This window comes from Solibacillus sp. FSL K6-1126, assembly GCF_038003445.1.
Lineage (GTDB): Bacteria > Bacillota > Bacilli > Bacillales_A > Planococcaceae > Solibacillus > Solibacillus silvestris.
The window spans coordinates 2,102,011-2,120,946 of record NZ_JBBOPD010000001.1 but is presented as its reverse complement, the minus strand read 5'-3'; the positions used below and the strand labels follow the sequence as shown (position 1 = coordinate 2,120,946).

At 36.4% G+C, this 18,936-nt stretch carries 22 protein-coding genes and 1 pseudogene; 16 read left to right on the top strand and 7 right to left on the bottom strand.

All coding sequences use genetic code 11. The features are described 5' to 3' along the window. The first annotated feature begins 314 nt into the window (after positions 1-314). Positions 315-1,622: a sensor histidine kinase gene (locus tag MHH44_RS10385; protein WP_008407231.1), complete on the top strand. Its 1,308-nt coding sequence runs from the start codon at positions 315-317 to the stop codon at positions 1,620-1,622. A 158-nt stretch (positions 1,623-1,780) separates the two neighbouring features. Here MHH44_RS10385 and MHH44_RS10380 read toward each other — a convergent pair whose 3' ends face one another. Continuing rightward, positions 1,781-2,584, bottom strand: coding sequence for an enoyl-CoA hydratase/isomerase family protein (locus MHH44_RS10380; protein ID WP_014823843.1), 804 nt, complete (start codon positions 2,582-2,584; stop codon positions 1,781-1,783). A gap of 173 nt (positions 2,585-2,757) precedes the next feature. On the opposite strand from MHH44_RS10380, the gene MHH44_RS10375 reads away from it, so the two are divergent. Further along, positions 2,758-3,627, top strand: coding sequence for a tyrosine-type recombinase/integrase (locus MHH44_RS10375; RefSeq protein ID WP_340798507.1), 870 nt, complete (start codon positions 2,758-2,760; stop codon positions 3,625-3,627). A gap of 39 nt (positions 3,628-3,666) precedes the next feature. Further along, entirely contained in the window at positions 3,667-4,071 is a 405-nt protein-coding gene (locus tag MHH44_RS10370) for a hypothetical protein (RefSeq protein WP_340798506.1), read from the top strand. 54 nt (positions 4,072-4,125) lie between these two features. Here the strand turns inward: MHH44_RS10370 and MHH44_RS10365 are convergent, their stop codons facing one another. Further along, on the bottom strand, positions 4,126-5,547 hold the full coding sequence (locus MHH44_RS10365) for a hypothetical protein (RefSeq protein WP_008407227.1): 1,422 nt from the start codon (positions 5,545-5,547) through the stop codon (positions 4,126-4,128). A gap of 277 nt (positions 5,548-5,824) precedes the next feature. Here MHH44_RS10365 and MHH44_RS10360 point away from each other — a divergent pair, with 277 nt between their 5' ends. Further along, positions 5,825-6,766 (top strand): tyrosine recombinase XerC, encoded by a 942-nt coding sequence (locus MHH44_RS10360; RefSeq protein WP_340798505.1) that lies wholly within the window; start codon positions 5,825-5,827, stop codon positions 6,764-6,766. A gap of 125 nt (positions 6,767-6,891) precedes the next feature. Here the strand turns inward: MHH44_RS10360 and MHH44_RS10355 are convergent, their stop codons facing one another. After that, positions 6,892-8,151 carry a mechanosensitive ion channel family protein gene (locus MHH44_RS10355; RefSeq protein ID WP_340798504.1) on the bottom strand — a complete coding sequence of 420 codons (1,260 nt, stop codon included), beginning with the start codon at positions 8,149-8,151 and terminating at the stop codon, positions 6,892-6,894. A 199-nt stretch (positions 8,152-8,350) separates the two neighbouring features. On the opposite strand from MHH44_RS10355, the gene MHH44_RS10350 reads away from it, so the two are divergent. Beyond that, on the top strand, positions 8,351-8,512 hold the full coding sequence (locus MHH44_RS10350; protein ID WP_008407224.1) for a hypothetical protein: 162 nt from the start codon (positions 8,351-8,353) through the stop codon (positions 8,510-8,512). Further along, positions 8,505-8,672 (top strand): hypothetical protein, encoded by a 168-nt coding sequence (locus MHH44_RS10345; RefSeq protein WP_008407223.1) that lies wholly within the window; start codon positions 8,505-8,507, stop codon positions 8,670-8,672. Before MHH44_RS10350 ends, MHH44_RS10345 begins: the two co-directional genes overlap by 8 nt. A gap of 100 nt (positions 8,673-8,772) precedes the next feature. On the opposite strand, the gene MHH44_RS10340 is transcribed toward MHH44_RS10345, so the two are convergent. Next, positions 8,773-10,146: a nucleoside-diphosphate sugar epimerase gene (locus tag MHH44_RS10340; protein ID WP_065215953.1), complete on the bottom strand. Its 1,374-nt coding sequence runs from the start codon at positions 10,144-10,146 to the stop codon at positions 8,773-8,775. Between the two features lie 501 nt (positions 10,147-10,647). Between MHH44_RS10340 and MHH44_RS10335 the strand changes: the two genes are divergently transcribed. From MHH44_RS10335 to MHH44_RS10320, 4 genes are all read left to right on the top strand, one after another. Further along, positions 10,648-11,022 (top strand): hypothetical protein, encoded by a 375-nt coding sequence (locus tag MHH44_RS10335; RefSeq protein WP_008407221.1) that lies wholly within the window; start codon positions 10,648-10,650, stop codon positions 11,020-11,022. Between the two features lie 155 nt (positions 11,023-11,177). After that, on the top strand, positions 11,178-11,717 hold the full coding sequence (locus MHH44_RS10330) for an ATP-dependent exonuclease (RefSeq protein WP_340798503.1): 540 nt from the start codon (positions 11,178-11,180) through the stop codon (positions 11,715-11,717). Between the two features lie 134 nt (positions 11,718-11,851). Continuing rightward, positions 11,852-12,652: a protein phosphatase 2C domain-containing protein gene (locus MHH44_RS10325; RefSeq protein WP_340798502.1), complete on the top strand. Its 801-nt coding sequence runs from the start codon at positions 11,852-11,854 to the stop codon at positions 12,650-12,652. 21 nt (positions 12,653-12,673) lie between these two features. Beyond that, complete coding sequence (locus tag MHH44_RS10320; RefSeq protein ID WP_008407218.1) at positions 12,674-13,318, top strand: hypothetical protein; 645 nt, start codon at positions 12,674-12,676, stop codon at positions 13,316-13,318. 44 nt (positions 13,319-13,362) lie between these two features. Here MHH44_RS10320 and MHH44_RS10315 read toward each other — a convergent pair whose 3' ends face one another. After that, positions 13,363-13,872 (bottom strand): Ltp family lipoprotein, encoded by a 510-nt coding sequence (locus MHH44_RS10315; RefSeq protein ID WP_340798501.1) that lies wholly within the window; start codon positions 13,870-13,872, stop codon positions 13,363-13,365. A 429-nt stretch (positions 13,873-14,301) separates the two neighbouring features. Continuing rightward, the gene (locus MHH44_RS10310; protein WP_340798500.1) at positions 14,302-14,694 is read right to left on the bottom strand and encodes a hypothetical protein; all 393 of its coding nucleotides are present in this window, start codon (positions 14,692-14,694) and stop codon (positions 14,302-14,304) included. A gap of 299 nt (positions 14,695-14,993) precedes the next feature. On the opposite strand from MHH44_RS10310, the gene MHH44_RS10305 reads away from it, so the two are divergent. From MHH44_RS10305 to trxA, 3 genes are read left to right on the top strand one after another with little or no spacing between them, the layout of a single operon-like run. After that, complete coding sequence (locus MHH44_RS10305; RefSeq protein WP_340798499.1) at positions 14,994-15,146, top strand: hypothetical protein; 153 nt, start codon at positions 14,994-14,996, stop codon at positions 15,144-15,146. Further along, entirely contained in the window at positions 15,073-16,119 is a 1,047-nt protein-coding gene (locus MHH44_RS10300) for a TlpA family protein disulfide reductase (RefSeq protein ID WP_340798498.1), read from the top strand. Before MHH44_RS10305 ends, MHH44_RS10300 begins: the two co-directional genes overlap by 74 nt. A 3-nt stretch (positions 16,120-16,122) precedes the next feature. Then, on the top strand, positions 16,123-16,434 hold the full coding sequence (gene trxA, locus MHH44_RS10295) for a thioredoxin (protein WP_014823856.1): 312 nt from the start codon (positions 16,123-16,125) through the stop codon (positions 16,432-16,434). Between the two features lie 178 nt (positions 16,435-16,612). On the opposite strand, the pseudogene MHH44_RS10290 reads toward trxA, so the two are convergent. Beyond that, positions 16,613-16,762 (bottom strand): annotated as a pseudogene (locus MHH44_RS10290) (sulfurtransferase TusA family protein); the annotation flags it as partial. 80 nt (positions 16,763-16,842) lie between these two features. On the opposite strand from MHH44_RS10290, the gene MHH44_RS10285 reads away from it, so the two are divergent. Genes MHH44_RS10285 through arsC form a run of 3 tightly spaced genes read left to right on the top strand, consistent with a single transcriptional unit; the run spans position 16,843 to position 18,898 of the window. Next, on the top strand, positions 16,843-17,157 hold the full coding sequence (locus tag MHH44_RS10285; protein WP_340798497.1) for an ArsR/SmtB family transcription factor: 315 nt from the start codon (positions 16,843-16,845) through the stop codon (positions 17,155-17,157). A 9-nt stretch (positions 17,158-17,166) separates the two neighbouring features. After that, entirely contained in the window at positions 17,167-18,456 is a 1,290-nt protein-coding gene (locus MHH44_RS10280) for an arsenic transporter (protein WP_445683051.1), read from the top strand. Positions 18,457-18,472: 16 nt separating this feature from the next. Beyond that, on the top strand, positions 18,473-18,898 hold the full coding sequence (gene arsC / locus MHH44_RS10275) for an arsenate reductase (thioredoxin) (RefSeq protein ID WP_008407210.1): 426 nt from the start codon (positions 18,473-18,475) through the stop codon (positions 18,896-18,898). Positions 18,899-18,936 lie beyond the last annotated feature (38 nt).

The following is an 18,936-nucleotide window of genomic DNA, read 5'->3' as shown; positions in this document are numbered from 1 at the left end:
TATTAATTATGTTAATTGCACCTATTATTAGCAGTATTCTAAAAAAATTGGATTAACTTTGCGGATAAATATATAATTACATTCTTTGATAATATAAAAGTTTTTTGGACAAAAGGATTTGGAACATTTATACTGTTTTTTGTTCCTTATATCCAATTAATATTAATAATTATAGATTCTATAACAGATTACTAATTGAAATAGCCCTTATTTCATCAGTCGTTGGGATGGGCTTTTTCATTTTCAGGAAAATAATTTAATTGTTTAATTTGCTGCAAAATATGTATTTAATAGTAAGGGAGTATTGTTTTGATATGAAACGTTTTAAATTAAAGCTAATAATAGTGTTATCTATCGTATTAGTCATATTCTTTATTGGAATAAGTATGTATACTTCCTATATAAAGATTGAAGATACAGTGGAAGAGGCGATTGCTAACCAAAATCTTGAAGCTGCCAAATCCATCGCAAAGGCGATTGATCTGGAAACTTATGAGCGATTTTTAAAAGAACGGAATCGTGATGAAGATTATTGGACAATACGACATTATTTGAATGATGCCCGAGAAAAACTAGGTGTATTATACGTCTATACTATGGAAATAGACAATCCTACAACATCGAAGATTTTAATTGTAGGTTATCCTGAAAACAAGGATAATCCAAATGATTTTCTAATAGGTGAAGTTTGTACAGTACCGGAAGCCCAAGTGAAATTTGCGTATGAGGAAGGAAAGCAATTTGTAACAGAGATCCTAGAAGATACGAAATATGATCATCATTATATAACGGTTGGGACTCCTATTATGAATGAAAAAGGGGAAATTATTAGCTACCTTAGCATTGATATTAGTACGGAAACACTTGACGGGATTAAAGAAACAGTTATTAATAGTAATATTTTTCTATTAGTACTCAGTGGACTTTTTGTTATTATTGTTATTATTTCTTTCTTCCTTTTACAAAAGTGGTATCAAAAAGAAGTTGGAACTACGGAGTATACATATCAAAAGGAAATTAAAACGTTAATTGCTTCTGTCTCATCATTAAGGCACGATTATATTAATCATATCCAAGTTTTACATGGATTTCTGCATATAGGTGAGGTAGATCAAGCGACAAAGTATGTCGATTCTTTGTCTAAAGACATACAGACAATTGAATCCATTAAATTGAATCTTGATCACCCAGGATTAGCGATATTACTGCAAACAAAAAAATTAACATGTCAAAATCAACAAATTGATATACAGATAACCGTTGATGATAATCCATTTGATAACATAAAAACGATTGATTTAATCAATATATTATCGAACATAATTGATAATGCGATAGAAGCAACAATGGAGTTGCCAGAGGAACTACGTAAAATTACAGTTAGCTGTAAAGCAGACGAGTTATATTATACGTTCTCGATTACGAACGCTGGGCGAAAGCTACCTGACATAAATCAAATTTTTAAACAAGGCTACTCAACGAAAAAAGTAGAGAAAGGAAGAGTTAGAGGACAAGGTTTGTTTATTGTTAAAGAAACAATTAATAAATACAATGGAACGATTACACTTGATACAATAAACGAAAAAGAGACAATTGCGATTGTGAAAATCCCTAGTAAGTAAATAGTAAAAGGTTATGGTACAAATTCAAATGACTTGCCATAGCCTCTAACTTTGTTTCAAAACAGTTGGTTTCTGTATAAAATAAGCGATTATAACTTACTTTTAACCAAACTTTATTCAATAACTTCAAACTGCCTCCACAAAATGGAGGCAGTTTTTTATTGTTTTGGAAGCTGTCTTGTGAAAACCGGCTGACGTTTTTCTACAAATGCCCGGACACCTTCTGAAAAGTCTGTTTCGGACACAAATGGTGTTGAACCTTCCCATAATACAGGGGCAGAATCGACGCATTCTTTTACGGAGCGTTTTACTGCTACTAACGAATCAGGAGACATACCCGCAACAAGCTTACCCATACGGATTGCAAAACGGTTTAGATCTTTTTCAGCAACTAAATAATTAAGCATTCCGGCTTTAAACGCTTCTTCTGCTTTATACATGCGTCCTGTAAATACAAAGTCTTTCGTTGCGGATGGTCCGACCAGATCGACTAGACGCTTTGCAAATTTATTATTCAATGTTATGCCGAGCTTACCGACCGGAATCCCCATTTTCGCTTTGTCCGAACCGATACGAATATCACATGCGAGGGCAAGTTCCAGTCCTGCACCCATTGCCGGACCGTTAATAACACCGATTACTGGGATCGGTAAATTTTCTATCGTGGAAATGGTTCTTTCCATATGCACAAAAGCTTCTTCTGCTTTCTCCAACGAAATCGAATTAAATTCTTTAATATCCGAGCCTGCTGTAAAGTTCTCGCCGGAGCCGCGCAACAGCAGCACTTTGTTTTTTGGATTTTCCAATGTGCGCAATGCAATTTTTGCAAGCTGATCCCACATATTCGCCGTTAATGCATTTTTAAGTTGCGGGCGATGAATGGTAATAATGGCGAGCCCCGCAGTTTCCTGATAAATGATTTTCGCTTCTTCCGCTTCAAGTCTTGTCGTACGTACTTGCATTAAATGGTCCCCCTTAACTATATATACCTAGTCATTATAGACGAAAAAATATACAATAACATGCAATCTGGGCGGTTCAAGTAAATTTAACGAATTTTCAGCAATTTTCCGTATGAAATCCATATAACTCTTACCTCTGTGCATGATACAATACAAAGAAAGGGGCGTAAAATATGGAAAAAATCCAACCGTATGTTAAAGCGTTTACTGCTTATTTAAAGTCTTTAAATAAATCTTTTCATACAACGAAACAATATACATTGGATGCAAAGCAATTCGCGGAAATTATTCAGCATGAAAATAAAATTAATGAAGCATTGCAACTTTATTCAAAAACAATTCAGGAAAAATATCCTTCGTTCAATTCGGTCAACCGCAAATTCGCATCGATTCGCCATTTCCTTACTTTTCTGCAGCTACGCGGTGTGATTTCTGTATATAATGAAGAAATCATCGCCCCATTGACAAAACAGGAAACGGAACTGAATGTGTTGAAGGAAAAGCAGTTCACTCGGGCCTTAGCCTATTGGCCGAAGCAATATGAGATTGCCTTGAATGAGGAACATGAATGGCTCGCATTACGCAATACGGTCATTGTTTTTACAGTTGCTGAGCTTGGTATTAAGCCAGCCGAACTTGTGCGCATGGAATGGAAGCATATTAACACCGAAAAAAATGAAATTATTGTTCTGGCATCGAAAAGTTACCGTGTTTTACAGTGTTCGAAAAAACTGCTGGAATTGCTCGAGGACTATAAACACCATACTTTGGAATTCATGCCGCTAACCGAAAATTCACCATATGTTTGGCTCGGTGTCGGCAATAAAATGGGGGAACCGGTCTCCGTCAAAACAATTGAACGGATTTTTAAGGCGATGTCCGAGCAACTCCAATTTAAAGTGACCGCCACAAATATGCGCTACCACGCCATTCAAAAATTGCTAACGAAAAATGAGGATACGAAAGTTTTGTACGAGCAATTCGGCTATGCAAGAAAAGGTGTCTTGCTTGAGCGAGAACAACGCTTCCCGAAAAATAGCTAGTAAATAATATAATTGATGAAAGATTGAGAGGGAGAAATAATGGCGATATCGATGATGGAAGCCTATACGATCGAATTACTGAAAAACCATCCTTATACATTTGAACAAATTAAACACTTTATTGAAAATGATGAACTTCATTTATTAACAAATTCCTATGATATCGATACAGATAGTTTAAGAATTTTATTAAAAGAAAATGCTAAAGAAATGGAACAGGCTTTTGCTGGGAACTATGAGGTGAAATTTGTAACGATGAACGGATTGAAAAACTTGCTGCGCATGCGTTTTCATATTTCTGATGACCAATATGAACTGCTAGCGGAGGGGAACGGTCTGCATTTTTTACAAGTCGATTCGATTACCGAGCAACAAATTCGGGGAATGCTTTCTTCAAACTGGAAAGTAGAGCGGAGCGGGGAACAGATTACATTATATGTCTAAGGATAATAAATATGGGGTTATGGGTGCAGTCAATTGACTATCCCCATAACCCCATTATCTTTGACGTCGCCTATTCACTTTCCCGTAGTAGCTAATTGAATATTTATAAACTTGATTCAAAATAAGCAGTGCCAGCGTCAGTAAGCCGAAGACCATCAGTATAAGTGCAATCCATTCAAAAAATGTAAAACTAAAAATTTCGGATATATTAAATGGCTCTGCCAGCATTTCAATGACCAAGTTCATTCCATATATACCGGAAATCATACTGAAAATCGTCAAAATAAAAATCAGTTTATTTAACCTGTCCGTTGAACGGTCTTCCTGTATCCGATATAGTTCTTCGAGCGTTTCCTTTGTCTCGCGGTACAGTCCATCAATACGAAACGCTTTCCGGAAATAGTGCGAAATTTCTTTACCTTCCGAACGTGCCGAAACCTCTGAAAAGTAATACCTGGATGCGAATTTCGTAATCTGTTCAATTAATTCCTCTACAATGTCCTTATCTTTCGAAAACTTCAATTCACTATGTTCAAATACGAGTTTTAACAACATCAGCTTATAAAAATAGTGGATAAGCAATGTATAGTAGGAAACAGAATGAAAGCTGTTCAAATATTTCTTCATGCTTTCATCGTTTACGGACGAAAGGTGAATATGGCCTTGCAATGTGGTTATAATATGAAATTTCGGTGCCCATCTTTCGTAGCAATGCTCCTGCACAAAGCGTTCAATATACTCTTTATTTGAACTTGAAATATAGGGATCCCCATTTTTGTCACGTCCGTTTAACTGTCCTGCTCGATACAGTAAATGCTCGTCGATTTCAGCGCCTTCTTCCAAATGAAAAAAAGCACTGACATACATCCGCTCATCTTCAAAAAACGGTATTTTACTAATATTTTTATGAATCGAAGAATAATCGACAAAAAACTGTTCTAAAAAAGGTGCAATTTTCTTTAATATTAATTCATCTGTATTATAAAAGACAAAATTGTCGTAAGTAATTTCTGCGCCTAGCTCTTCATCAATTTTTGGCTGCAGTACTCTAAAGAAATGACCAAATGATAATGCGGCATTTAAATCCACATCATCTGCCAATTGTATCCTCACCGCTAAAATTCCGATCCCAAATGGACAAAGATTGATATCCGCGCTCAATAATGTAAATGGAATATCATCGAATGCCGTCTTCATTTTTCCATCACAAAGAATTTTTTTGGAGTAGCGGTTAAAGTTTCGTACGGAAATCTCGTCGTTCAATAATTTCTCTTCCATGAAAGGGTAAAAGAATTGCTTTAATAATTGGTGGGAAACTTCGATATCCGGACCGTAAAGTGTTTCGTTGAATTCCTCTTCATCGATAGTAAAATGATAAAATTTGTTGCGTTTTAATATTTGCTGTAATTTTACAAAATCGTACTGTCGATAATTGAAAGGATAATAAAAAACATAGTGGGTTTTTAACGAATTCATCCTTTCACCTCCTGGAACATCTATTCCCAAAATCCGATAAATTTAACCAAAAGCTGCAATGACAAAAATCGCGCTCAGACGATTCGACATGGGTTACCATCCACGATTCGACATTTCACTTCGTCTGAGGGCGAAATTACGAAATAAGAACATTTGTTCCTTTTTATTGTCGAAAAACCGCTTAAATCTTCTAAATTAGCAATAATGTTCCCAAATATAAATTTGGGAACATTATTTATGCTATAATAAGAGCTAAATAGAGGGGGATTGGACGAAAATGCAGCTGCCGAAATTTTTACGTGATTTTTTAATATACTTAACAACGATTACGGGAAAGTCGCAAAGAACCCGAAAAGAATATGAATATGATCTTATTTTATTTATGCGTTTCCTTAAAGCGTTTGAAGAAGATATTCCGTTAGACCGTTTACATACAATCGACATTTCGACTATTACAATTGACCAAATAAAAGAAGTGTCTCTGGAAGATTTATATTTATTTATGGAATATTGCGAAGTACAGCGAGGTAACTCCTCATCAGCCCGCGCACGCAAAGTCGCAACATTAAAATCCTTTTTTAAATATTTAAAAGGGAAACGTCGTCTAATTGATGAAAATCCGGCTGAACATTTGGAAACACCAAAAATTGGCCGACGCCAGCCAGTTTACTTAAATTATAATGAGGCAAAGGATTTTATCGGCGCAGTACAGACACAGTCCTATTGTGCACGCGATGAATGCATGATGGTTTTTTTCCTGAATCTTGGCATTCGTGTATCCGAGTTATGCTCACTCAATATCGATTCTATTAATGGTCGTATGCTGACGGTAATCGGGAAAGGGAATAAAGAACGTCATGTGTATTTAAATGATGCCTGTATGAATGCATTGGATAAGTATTTACAGGAGCGGCATGCGTATAAAGGGGACGGGAAAGAACCGCTGTTCATTTCCCAAAAAGGGACACGATTTGCGAGACAGTCGATTGCACGAATCGTGAAAGTAATCAATGCAAACAGCCATTCACCGAAAGAGAAGCTGACACCGCATAAACTTCGACATACATCCGCGACAATGATGTATAAATCCGGAGCGGACATCCGGACACTACAGCATATTCTTGGTCACTCCAGTGTCGCGACAACACAAATCTATACACATATCGAAGACGAACAAATTCAAGAAGTACTTAAAAATAACCCATTCAATAATTTATGATAATAATATTATGTAAACTAGATGAATATAGAGATATTTAACAGGAAGCGCGATAGGAGCCCGCATGAGTTAAAAAAAAATAGCCATTTCTTATGAAAGAAAATGGCTATTTTTAAAGCGATCAATTAATTTGATTCACCTTCATGATTATTTAAATGTAGGGAACTCATCGCTTTAAAGTCATTGCCCGTCGGATTTTGGAATAGTCGAAGGTCAAATTCTGACGCAATGGCAAAGAGGTGGTCGAAAATATCAGATTGTATAGATTCATATACGGCCCAATTGATATCATTTGAAAAAGCATAAATTTCAATTGGTAAACCATATTCATTCGGAGCCAATTGTCTTACCATTGTGGTCATTTCTTTATGAATGCCTGGATGATTTTTTAAGTAATTACTAATATATGTTCGGAATAAACCGACATTAGTCAGTGCTCTGCCATTTACCTGATTGCTTGTATCGATCCGATGCTTGATATTATATTCAGTAATCTCACGCTGTCTCGTATCAATATAGTCCGTAAGATAATGGATGTTTCGTAACTTCTCCATCTGTTCCCTCGAGCAAAACGCAATACTTGTTGTATCAATAAATAAGGAACGTTTGATCCTTCTCCCACCAGTTACTTGCATACCTCTCCAGTTTTTAAAAGAGTCCGAAATTAGTGCATAACTTGGAATCGTCGTAATCGTTTTATCAAAATTCTGTACTTTCACAGTGTTTAACGAAAGGTCAATGACATCCCCATCCGCACCGTATTTCGGCATTTCAATCCAATCACCTACACGCACCATATCGTTTGATGTTAATTGAATCCCTGCAACAAGCCCTAATAAGGAATCTTTAAAAACGAGCAGCAAGACAGCAGACAGTGCACCTAGCCCACTTAGAATAATGAGCGGATTTTTACCAATTAAGTTCGCGATGATCAATATAATCCCCAGGACATAAACAATAATTTTTGCTACTTGAATATAGCCTTTAATCGGCTGAACTTTTGAAATTTCATACGTAAGATAAATTTCATGAAAAGCATTCAATAAACTGCCTAATAAACTTATTACGACGATTATGATATACGTAATGGCCCCTTTTTCGATGAGGTCCTGATACGTAAAAGCTTCAGCAAAATGATAAATAATAATCGCCGGAACGATATGAGATAACTTATGAAATACTTTCTTTTCTAAAAGGATGTTATCCCACGTATATTTGTTATTATTCACAATATGTGTAATAAATCGGATGACAATCTTTTTAGTGATAAAGTTTGCCAATAAACAAAGGATCACGATAAAAATAATCATGATTCCTACTGAGAGATACTCAGCAACTATTGGATTTACTCCAAAATCGATTAGTTTTTTATAAATAAGTTTCATTAAATTCCTCCCGCCTCCTATGGTAACAAAGATGTCGATGAGATGAAATTATTGTCTACTGCGGTTCCACGAAAAGAACGGTTCGTCGCTAATGTTCAAAAGTAAAATAAAATTCAGATAATTCATTGACACTGTTTATAAACTGTTATATATTTAATTTACAAATAAAAACTGTTATATAACAAAGGAGAGAAGTCCAATGAATTATTTTGAAAAAGGGTATCAGATGTATGTAGAGAAATGTGAACAGTTTGGATTACAGCCGGTTAATTTCCGATATTATGTGAATCAGCTTTCCCATCAGCAATTACTTGCTTATAACGGCTATGCAATGGAACAGGAGATGAGACAACATGATTAGTCCTCAAACCGAAACAGTATATTATAAGGATGTAATGCCGATTCATTCGATTGAGCTTGTGAACATTCACTATATCCAGCCTGATCTGACGATGGAAATGTCTTATCTGTCTGCAAATTACGCCATGCTGCATCGAGGTGTTTATGAAATTACAACTTAATCTACTTTATTAAATCAATCTACAAATATATTGTAGGTTGATTTTTGTTTTTTAAAACAAAAAAAGCTGCTTCGTAATGGTGATACAAAGCAGCCTTGTATTAATCAAGGAAATAATTTTCAATTCGCAAAAACTCTTCCTCATCAATATTGTCCATATATTTATACAGCAAATCGAGATCAACTTTAATTTCGTCTTTATGCGTTAAATAAAACTGCTCTGTTAAATGAGAAATTATTAACGGAACCGCTTTTTGATGGTTAAACCGGTGCAAATAAGTTGATAAAAAATCAGCGTTAACCGCGATATCCGTATTCTGGCCTAGCGCATTGAAATCGACATAATTAAGATGCGCTGTTAAAAACTGTTCCGTTAAATGCACATTATATTGGCAAATATATGACCAATCCAGCTCATTTCGGTATTTATTTAGCCAATGCAGCTCCGCGATTGCTGTAAATAACTGCTTTTGTTCTTCATTGTAGGCCTTAAATTTTTTATCCATTTCGGTATTTGTTAAGCGTCTATCCCCATACCGGTTATACTTCTGACTGACAAGGGAAGGGATTCCTTTAACTAAGTGCTCACTGCCTGCCCATTTATAAGATCCGCGGTCATATTCGAATAGCTGTAAATCCATATCCGGGATGTCATCGGCTTCCGGTAAATAGATAAGCTCAAAGGAATTATAAAAGGCATTGCTTTCGATAAAATCATCCAGCTGATCTACAAAATCCGGATTCAGACGCTTTTTGTTGGCCATTAACGTTGTCACTAAATAACGTTTAAAGGACATCGACAACCGCTCAAGTACCGGCTTGTTATACTGTAGTGCTTCCAGATCCACTTCAGGCAAATAATCGATTAGAAACTGCTCTGATAAAAGCGGATTCGCATAACACACATACGTAAACGGCAAGTATTGAAAATAAGCTGTTAAGCGGGAAGGATGCAACTGAACTGCTTGAATGCACCAATTTCTATAAGCTTCCAAAAATACACGGTCATATGGTAGTTGCTCGTAAATGGTCTCAACATTGGCCTCCAGCTTTTTCATAACAGATAAATCGTTAAAATCATCTACTGAAAACTGTGTAGGGAACGCAATTTCCTGAAAAGCCTTATTTAAATGGAAGGCTGCTCTCGGCTTAGTTGAGACAAAACTGTACGTCCCGATGGCCCCGCGTTCTTCCAGTAATATATAGGCAAGTTCCTGGCGTTCATCCCGTGTTAACTCACAGTCTTTCGGAAACTTTACAGCCGCAAAATACTGCGCTTTTGCCAAGTCATAGAAAAACTTGTAGTCGCCTTCTTTCGTATAAGGTTCCTTTGATTCATTTTGCTGCCAGTAGAGGAGGGCACCTTGTATCGGACTTCTATTTGAAAACGTAATATTGGCGATTGAAAATATATTTTGCGCTATTGCGTCGTCATACAGAACTTTAATAAATTCGATCTTTTTAATTTTTAGCATGTAAGACACCTCCGTTCCTTCTATTATATACTTGAACGATAAAAAATCCGAAAAAAAAGTCTGCACATTAGGTTTAAGGATGTTTTAAGGTGGTATATAACTTGTAAGTAAAGTTGCGGTCACTGAAGAGTAGACAGTAAGTTAACCACTAGTTTAGATTGTTTATATGATGATTTCTATTAGCTTCGTTGTATGCGTTTATCAAGCAACATTCACAGTTTATTTTAGGCAATTAATGAACAAAATGCTTTAACGAAGATTTTCGAAAGATGCCAAACCAAATTAGGCGAGCGAAATGCATACACGAATTGAGATATACCATTGAAAATTTCAGCTCAAACGTTTTATAAAAGTTAAACTAACGTACAAAACATTACAACTTAATATGCAATACCGGCCGCAACTTTACCCCTTTACACTCCTTATGCCATAAGGAGTGTTTTCATTTGCCCGATAATGGCTATATAATATACGTAATGAATTGGTGATAGGAGAATGACGATGTGGAAGATACATAACGGGAAACTGATCCAAACAACGGATGAATCAAGAATCCGGTATAAAACGCGAATGAGCGCGGCGATAATAAACAGCTTAAAACAGCTTGCCGAAAAATATGATACCCATATCGGCTATTTATTGGAAAATGGTTATAGTAATTTAATTGAGTCCGGTACCATTGCTTATGATAAAAAAAACCGACCAAAAGATCGCATTGAATTTCGGACAACATGCGATAAAGAATTACTGGAAAGCCTGAAGGAATTTGCAAAACAGCATAACCTGAACTTAAACGATGTCATCGAAGCAAGCGTTGCGTATATCAATTATGAGGATGTAAAGCATACAAATTGGCGTTACCGTGTGGAAGTTTAATAAGAAAAATGGTAAAAGCAATTGGAAAATTCGATTGCTTTTTCTTATTTGTATAAAATTCATTTCCTTATTTTTTCCAAATTATTGAAAAAATGGTCCATTATACATTAAATTTATAGTATAAAGATATTTTTTAAGAGGGGATGAGAACGGCCATGTTTAAAGACTATTCACCGAGACTGATTTTTGGTGTAATGGCGGTTACTTGTATCATTATTTCACCGCTGTTCGCCATATTTGTACCTATGACTGTTCCGGATTTATTTTTGACAGATCGCTCGTATTTTTATATTTATTCATTTAGAACCAATGTGAAAATTATTATCGCAGGATTTGTAATATTGGCTGCAGCTTTTGCATTGCTATGCTGGAAACGTCAAATTGCGACCTTTGTGCTTAGTTTACTGCTCCTGATCGGAGGGTTGGTGACGTTGTATAGCTCAACAAGTACGTACACAGCGATTAATGAACAGGTAGTGTTTAAAAGCCAATTAATCGGCTCTCAGAAAATGCAATGGGATTCGATTGAGCGTGTTGCTTTAGAGTTTGTACCGAATGCATTAGGCAATTATAAATTTATTGATAAATCGGGGAATGAATTAATCATTCAGGAAGATAAATCTATGGCAACGAGTTATATTTATCTAATGGCTAGTAAGAAAAACATACAATTCGATGAGTATGAAAAGAAATAGTCATTTCCAGTCGAGATAAAAAAAAGCTTAGCTCAATAAAGGGTTAAGCTTTTTCTTTACTTTACAAATTTTACCTTAAAGGTGATATACTATGAAAATCTATAAATTATGTGGCGTAAGGAGGGATGTAGAAAGTGTTTAAATTCAGTTGGGTAGGGAGCGAAACGCATTTTGTAGATTTACCACATATTCAGCAATTCACCAATCTTGCAATTGGACGGTTTGGCGGTAATTCATCAGCAGGGCAATACAAAAACGAAGATGGTTGTATCGTTTGGTTGAATGAAGAGCAGGACTGGGAATTCGTTATGATTCTTGATGCTCATAACAGTGCGGAAAGTGCCGAACTAGTCGTGGAGACCATTGTGAAAGAAGAATATAACTTGATCACAATTTTAAATAAGTCATTCCCCGATGCTTTTAATGAATTGGACGATTATATCATTCATATTTTTCAGGATCCGCATTTTTTAGCTCGTTGCCGTAAGGTGCAAGGGGAAACAGCTTGTCTTATCGTTTTTAGGAAAAACAAATATATTTGGTGGTTTTCAGTTGGAGACTGTATTCTTCATCTATTTCATCCTGAGCTGGCTATTATGCATCAATATCAGCTAAATCAAAGGAATTTTTACGAGTGGATCGGGAATGTCAATACATTTGAAATGGAAGTACCATGTTACAGTACGGGGCGCAGGGAATTGCGAAAAGGGATAAATCAGCTTTTTGTGACAACGGACGGGTTAACAGAATGTCCTCATACTTCATTTGATGACCCTCAGGAAATTATGAAGGTGTTTGACCATACCAAATCTCATTCCAATGCTGTGCGCCATCTATTAAAAGATATTCAAGAAAACGGTGTACGGGACAGTACAACGATTGTTTCATGGACCGTGAATATCGATAAAAATGCGAGTGAACCGAGTAATAAATAAACTTTTTAAGGGGGTATGTGTATGTTTAAAGTAAAAACAGATACTATTACAGGTTATAAAGAAAAGGATATTCCATTTACAATATTAAGCACTGATGAGCATGCCTCAAAATTGGCGATTCTGCTTCCCGGGGCCGGATATACCACTCAAGCACCTCTACTTCATTATTCAACGGGTATATTTTTACGGAAGTCTGTAGATGTACTGCAGGTCAATTATACGTATAACGATAAGTTCTATGACCATTTCAGTATGGAAGAACTCGTTGAAGCGATAAAACATGATGTGGGTGCGGTCATTGATAATGTTTTAAAAGAAAATTCGTATGAGGACTATTATTTTGTCGGAAAATCTCTAGGTACCATTGCTATGGCGTCTCTGTTGGAAAGAGAGACTTTTTATAATGCAAAAGCTGTGTGGTTAACACCGCTTCTTAATCGGGATGATGTTTTTGAATCGATGTTAAACAGTCATAATGAAAGTTTATGTTTTATTGGGGATGATGACACGCATTATAATGCGGAAAGATATAGTCAATTCGTCAATAATCCTAAGCTTGTGACAAGTCTACTTGCTGGTGCGGATCATAGTTTGCAGTATAAGAGCGATCCTGTCAATTCCATTGATCTTTTAAAGACGGTAATTAAAAAGATCGATGAATTTTAACAGAAGAAGCCTTCCACCAATCAATTTGATGGAAGGCTTTCATTTTATTCTAAATTATCAATTGCGTACTGAGCTTCTTCAGCCGTAAATTTTTCACCGTATTCGGAAATCAATTGATCATAAATTGCAGAGTCAGACATTGCCATTGTTTCAGCGTATGATTTTGCTTTTTCTAATGCATTCGCTTTCCAGTCATGCTCCAGGTTATCGATTGCATATTGCGCAGCTTCTTTAGGGAAACCTTCTCCATATTCCGAAATTAACTGATCGTAAATACCTGCTTTAGACATTTGCATTGTCTCTGCATACATTTCCGCTTTTTTCAACGCAGATTTATATTCGCGCGGTACATTATCTTCTTTCGCTTCCTCTTTTGGTTCTTCTTTAACAGCATCTTTTGTTTCTGCTTCGTTTTCTTTTGGTTCAGTTGCCGTTTCAACTTTTGTATCTGAATCCACTTCAGACGTATCTCCGTCACTGAACACTGCAATGATTATCACTAGTATTATAAGTGCTAAAAAACCACCACAACCAAGTTTAAATACTTTTTTCAACGCGGTAAATCCTCCTTAATCTTTATAATAATATTTTACTAGTTATTGTAGGATAATAATACTGGTAATTCTTATATATATAACAAATTTTTATTGGATTTCCGGAAAATATCTAGTTTTTTTAATTAACTTTATTTTTAAGGAGGCAAAGGTTGTTTAAATGAGAGTAATCTTATGCAATTTTAATGGAAATTATTTTTTAAATATGAGGTAAAGATGCCACGAGAATTGGTTCCTCAATGTCTATCGGATGACATTTGTTAGAAGTACAGCAACAAGAGGCTGGGGAAGCAATAGAATGTCAGTATAATTAATAAGTCTAAAATATGACAAAAAACTCGCCATTATTGAAGCGAGTTTTATTCAAAGGAAGGGATTCACGGTTCATTCATTTTCGAACTACCTTTGGAGACATTAGATAAATTGCGCTTATCCAATGACTTGATTAAATACAATGCCGTCTCCTTTGGTGTTTATAAATTTTAAACGATTGGTCTCTTTTACAAACACGGCTTTGTATTGTAGTTCACCTTGTGCATTTAAAAAATGGAGAATACGAGTTTCTTCGTTATTAGCAATGATCACAATTTTGTAAGAACCGTCTCCAATTTGCTTACGGATAATATTGTATTCCGGTAATTTTGCAGCCTCTTCCTCACTGAGTTCGTCTTTAAGCTGATCGGTTTCATTTGGTTTTTCTTCTTCCTGGAGAAACTCACCAGGAGTTTCTTCCTTCGCCTTACTATTCTTTTCTGCAGCTTCATCGCTGCACCCAACGAGCAGCATTCCTGCCATTATAAGTACTATGGTCCATTTGATCATAATGCATTACCTCCAGTTCAATTGTTTATTGTAACAAATTAATAAACCCTATACACTCAAATACAGGCTAAGTTTTGGCATAATGAGGGTTTATCTCATATTTGCAAAATTATTGATAAAAATAAAAAAGGTAAAGTCTCTAATCAAAAATTATACATTAAAGGACAATTAAAACTTCACTGGACGTGGAAATAGAAAGGTTTATAAAAAAATCAATTGACTATATACCTACCAGGGTATAATGTATTGTGTTAGAAATAGGTGTTTTGCAAATATAAGAAGAGGTAGGAGGTTTATGGATGAAAAAAGTAATCATTATTGGTGGAGTTGCAGGCGGTGCTTCTGCAGCAGCCAGAACTGGTAGAGGGGAATTAACAGATGATGTATATAAGTTTAGGACAATTCAATATTCCGGTAGCATGGCTCGCTTTTATACTTGCTATTTTATATAGTGATTTTAGAAGTCGGAAGGTAGGTGTAGCAACAAATAAATTATTAGAGCATCTTGTCTTTACCTATATTCTCGTTTGGAAGTTCAGCTATATCCTATTCTCTTTATCCGACTTTATAAAAGCACCGTTATCATTAGTTTATTTTGACGGAGGACTAAAAGGACACGTTCTCGCATTAGTGGTGCTTGCTTTTATTCTATATAGAAAAAGACAAATACTAGTATGGGCGGATATTTGGATATACTGGGCGAGAGTTGTGGCGATATTTAGTGTCATTAGTTTAGGATTTCAGGAGCACTGGCTGTATGCATTAATCTGGCTTTTGGTCCTTGTACTTATTGAAAGAAAATATCAACACGGGCTGTTACTCGGACAGTTTTTACTACTAGCATGGTTGAATGGCTTTACGAGCAGTTTAACACTAGTCCAACTTTTTGTATTGTTAACAGTGTATTTAAAAACAAAGCAAGCACAGTATTTGGTCGTCACGGGTATTTTAAGTTTAGTAGCAATGATGCTTGTGGATGTGGAGAAAGCAACTGAAACAATAGCCCATGAAATGATTGATTTACCGACAACGACCGGGGAAATGTATAGTTTATCGGAGCAAGAGCAGAAACTGACTGTTGTTAACTTCTTCGCAACCTGGTGTCCACCATGCAAAGCAGAAATGCCTCACTTGCAAAGCTTTGCGGAAGATTTACCGGCGGGGGTAGCGCTCATCGGGGTAAACTTAACAGACCGTGATAACGGGGAGCAGGCATTGGTTAATTTTATGGAAACATATGAAGTGACCTATCCAATTTTATTGGATGAATCAGATGAAGTAGGAACTGCCTTTCGGGTAATGTCTATCCCGACAACAGTGCTACTTAATGCACAAGGTGAGGAACTGGAGCGCTTAGTAGGCCCTGTCAGCGAAGAGGTCTTGCGCCAATTAATCAAAAAACATCAAACATACTTGGAGGAATAAAAAATGGCAATTGTACATGCAACAGATCAAACATTTGAACAAGAAATTTTAAACGGTGTAGTATTAGTCGACTTTTGGGCGGCTTGGTGCGGTCCATGTAAAATGATTGCGCCAGTTTTAGAGGAATTGGATGCAGAAATCGGAAACGAAGTTAAAATTGTGAAGGTAGACGTAGATACGAACCAAGTTACAGCAGAAAACTATCAAATTATGTCAATTCCATCGCTATTAGTGTTTAAAGATGGTGAATTAAAAGGAAAGACAGCTGGTTTCATGCCAAAAGAAGATTTAATCGATTTTATTCGTCAATATTAATGGACAAGGAAGCCATATACAGCAGATGTGTATGGCTTTTCTAGTGTCCACTTTGTAAAAGTTTTAGAAATTTTGTGTAACCGCTCCATAAACAAATGGCAATGGATTTCCATTTGTTTATCCTTCTTTCATAAAAATTAAAGCGAGTAGAACAATGCTCTACTCGCCCAAGACACTGTTATGCTTTTTGAATGTAGAAGTACAGTACGCCTGCTTCTTCTTTTTGCTCTAAAATAGTGTGACCACCTGCGCCAGCCCATGCTGTAAAGTCTGCAAGTGCACCTTTATCTGTTACTTGTACTTCTAACACTTCACCAGAGTTAATTGTAAATTAAAATTTAGTAGTTGCAAAACCGTGACTAAGAACATAATATAAGTATATTCTTATATAGCTATGGAGGGATGCAAATGGAACTCGATTTAATGGAAAAACAATTAAAGGCAGTTGCAGATGCCAATCGCTTACGAATTTTAGCCTGTCTGAAAAAAGGGGAAGTTTGCGTATGTGATTTTACAGACGTCCTTAATATTTCACAGCCTGCCGTGAGTCAGCATCTACGCAAACTTAAGGAAGCTGGTATTATTACTGAACGCAAGGTAGGGACATGGAAGCATTATCGAATACAAGAAAATCAAACTTCGTTAATGCGAAATATACTTGTTTCAATTAATGAAGATTCAACATGTGGATGTAAAATTAACAGTGAATGTGTGGAGGGCTAAAAATTGAATATGTTTGTCATTGCGTTACTCATTTTTATTGTAACGCTGGTTTTTGTAATCTGGCAGCCAAAGGGACTGAATATTGGCTGGTCGGCAATGGTTGGCGCAATCGTCGCATTACTTGTTGGTGTTGTTGATTTTAACGATGTCGGCACAGTCATTGACATTACGTGGAATGCCACATTATCGTTTATTGCGATTATATTAATTTCACTTATATTAGATGAAATCGGCTTGTTCGAATGGGCTGCACTACATATGGCACGGGCCGCAAAAGGCAATGGTATCAAAATGTTTGTGTATGTTAGTCTGCTAGGTGCTGTCGTTGCTGCATTATTTGCGAATGATGGAGCTGCTTTAATTTTAACACCCATTGTGTTAGCAATGGTGCGTAATTTACAGTTTAGCGAAAGAATGATTTTCCCGTTTATTATGGCAAGTGGCTTTATTGCGGACACGACAAGTTTACCGTTTGTCGTAAGTAACTTAGTCAACATAGTTTCTGCAGATTTCTTCGATATTGGGTTTGTAGAGTATGCTTCGCGTATGATTATTCCCAACTTGTTCTCGCTAGCGGCAACGATTGTCGTGCTGCTGATTTACTTTAACAAGTCGATACCACGCGAATACAATGAATCGATGTTAAAGGAACCAAACCTTGCAATTAAAGATATGAAAATGTTTAAACTTTCATGGGTTGTGCTTGCAATTTTAGTTGTTGGCTATTTCTCAAGTGAATTTATTGGCGTACCAGTTTCTCTTGTTGCAGGCGTTATTGCAGTTTTCTTCTTAGTCATGGCGCGACAAAGTGCTGTCGTTGATACAAAAGCGGTTGTGAAAGGTGCACCTTGGAATATCGTATTCTTTTCAATCGGGATGTATGTCGTTGTTTACGGACTTGGCAACGCAGGTTTAACTCCTATGTTAGCTAGTGTAATTGAATGGACAGCAGAGCAAGGATTGTTCGCAGCTACTGTTGGAATGGGCTTTATCGCGGCTTTTCTATCATCTGTCATGAACAATATGCCAACAGTGATGGTCAATGCTTTAGCGATTGCTGAAACGACGACGAATGGTACGTTACGTGAAGCATTAATTTACGCAAACGTGATCGGGTCAGACTTAGGTCCAAAAATTACACCAATCGGATCACTGGCAACACTGGTTTGGTTATATGTACTATCTCAAAAAGGTGTAAAAATTTCTTGGGGTACGTACTTTAAAACTGGGATTGTGTTAACGGTGCCTATTCTTATCTTTACTTTAATTGGACTATATATTACATTACTAATCTTTTAATAAGGGCGGTTTTCAAATGACAAAAAACACACTATATTTCTTATGTACAGGGAATTCATGTCGTTCACAAATGGCAGATGGATGGGCACAAAAGCTATTACCGGAAGATTGGGAAGTGTATTCAGCTGGAATTGAAACGCATGGTGTCAATCCCAATGCGATTAAGGCAATGAATGAAGTAGGGATCGATATTTCTCACCATACTTCGGATTTAATTAACCAAGATATTTTAAACAAAGCAACATTAGTCGTAACACTTTGCGGAGATGCAGCCGATAAGTGTCCAATGACCCCACCAGGTGTACGCCGCGAGCATTGGGGATTCGAAGACCCGGCAAAAGCTACAGGTACTGAGGAAGAGAAATGGGCAATTTTCCAGCAAGTACGTGATGCTATAGGTGCACGCATTGAACAGTTCGTAAACGATGAGTTAAAAAAATAGTATAATAAAGAAATCCCCTTGAAATGTTTTCAAGGGGA

Bases quoted from the DNA above. Each gene is read 5' to 3' on its own strand.
- MHH44_RS10385 (WP_008407231.1), top strand. From the start codon at position 315: ATGAAACGTTTTAAATTAAAGCTAATAATAGTGTTATCTATCGTATTA.
- MHH44_RS10380 (WP_014823843.1), bottom strand. From the start codon at position 2,584: ATGCAAGTACGTACGACAAGACTTGAAGCGGAAGAAGCGAAAATCATT.
- MHH44_RS10375 (WP_340798507.1), top strand. From the start codon at position 2,758: ATGGAAAAAATCCAACCGTATGTTAAAGCGTTTACTGCTTATTTAAAG.
- MHH44_RS10370 (WP_340798506.1), top strand. From the start codon at position 3,667: ATGGCGATATCGATGATGGAAGCCTATACGATCGAATTACTGAAAAAC.
- MHH44_RS10365 (WP_008407227.1), bottom strand. From the start codon at position 5,547: ATGAATTCGTTAAAAACCCACTATGTTTTTTATTATCCTTTCAATTAT.
- MHH44_RS10360 (WP_340798505.1), top strand. From the start codon at position 5,825: ATGCAGCTGCCGAAATTTTTACGTGATTTTTTAATATACTTAACAACG.
- MHH44_RS10355 (WP_340798504.1), bottom strand. From the start codon at position 8,151: ATGAAACTTATTTATAAAAAACTAATCGATTTTGGAGTAAATCCAATA.
- MHH44_RS10350 (WP_008407224.1), top strand. From the start codon at position 8,351: ATGAATTATTTTGAAAAAGGGTATCAGATGTATGTAGAGAAATGTGAA.
- MHH44_RS10345 (WP_008407223.1), top strand. From the start codon at position 8,505: ATGATTAGTCCTCAAACCGAAACAGTATATTATAAGGATGTAATGCCG.
- MHH44_RS10340 (WP_065215953.1), bottom strand. From the start codon at position 10,146: ATGCTAAAAATTAAAAAGATCGAATTTATTAAAGTTCTGTATGACGAC.
- MHH44_RS10335 (WP_008407221.1), top strand. From the start codon at position 10,648: ATGTGGAAGATACATAACGGGAAACTGATCCAAACAACGGATGAATCA.
- MHH44_RS10330 (WP_340798503.1), top strand. From the start codon at position 11,178: ATGTTTAAAGACTATTCACCGAGACTGATTTTTGGTGTAATGGCGGTT.
- MHH44_RS10320 (WP_008407218.1), top strand. From the start codon at position 12,674: ATGTTTAAAGTAAAAACAGATACTATTACAGGTTATAAAGAAAAGGAT.
- MHH44_RS10310 (WP_340798500.1), bottom strand. From the start codon at position 14,694: ATGATCAAATGGACCATAGTACTTATAATGGCAGGAATGCTGCTCGTT.
- MHH44_RS10305 (WP_340798499.1), top strand. From the start codon at position 14,994: ATGAAAAAAGTAATCATTATTGGTGGAGTTGCAGGCGGTGCTTCTGCA.
- MHH44_RS10300 (WP_340798498.1), top strand. From the start codon at position 15,073: ATGATGTATATAAGTTTAGGACAATTCAATATTCCGGTAGCATGGCTC.
- trxA (WP_014823856.1), top strand. From the start codon at position 16,123: ATGGCAATTGTACATGCAACAGATCAAACATTTGAACAAGAAATTTTA.
- MHH44_RS10285 (WP_340798497.1), top strand. From the start codon at position 16,843: ATGGAACTCGATTTAATGGAAAAACAATTAAAGGCAGTTGCAGATGCC.
- MHH44_RS10280 (WP_445683051.1), top strand. From the start codon at position 17,167: ATGTTTGTCATTGCGTTACTCATTTTTATTGTAACGCTGGTTTTTGTA.
- arsC (WP_008407210.1), top strand. From the start codon at position 18,473: ATGACAAAAAACACACTATATTTCTTATGTACAGGGAATTCATGTCGT.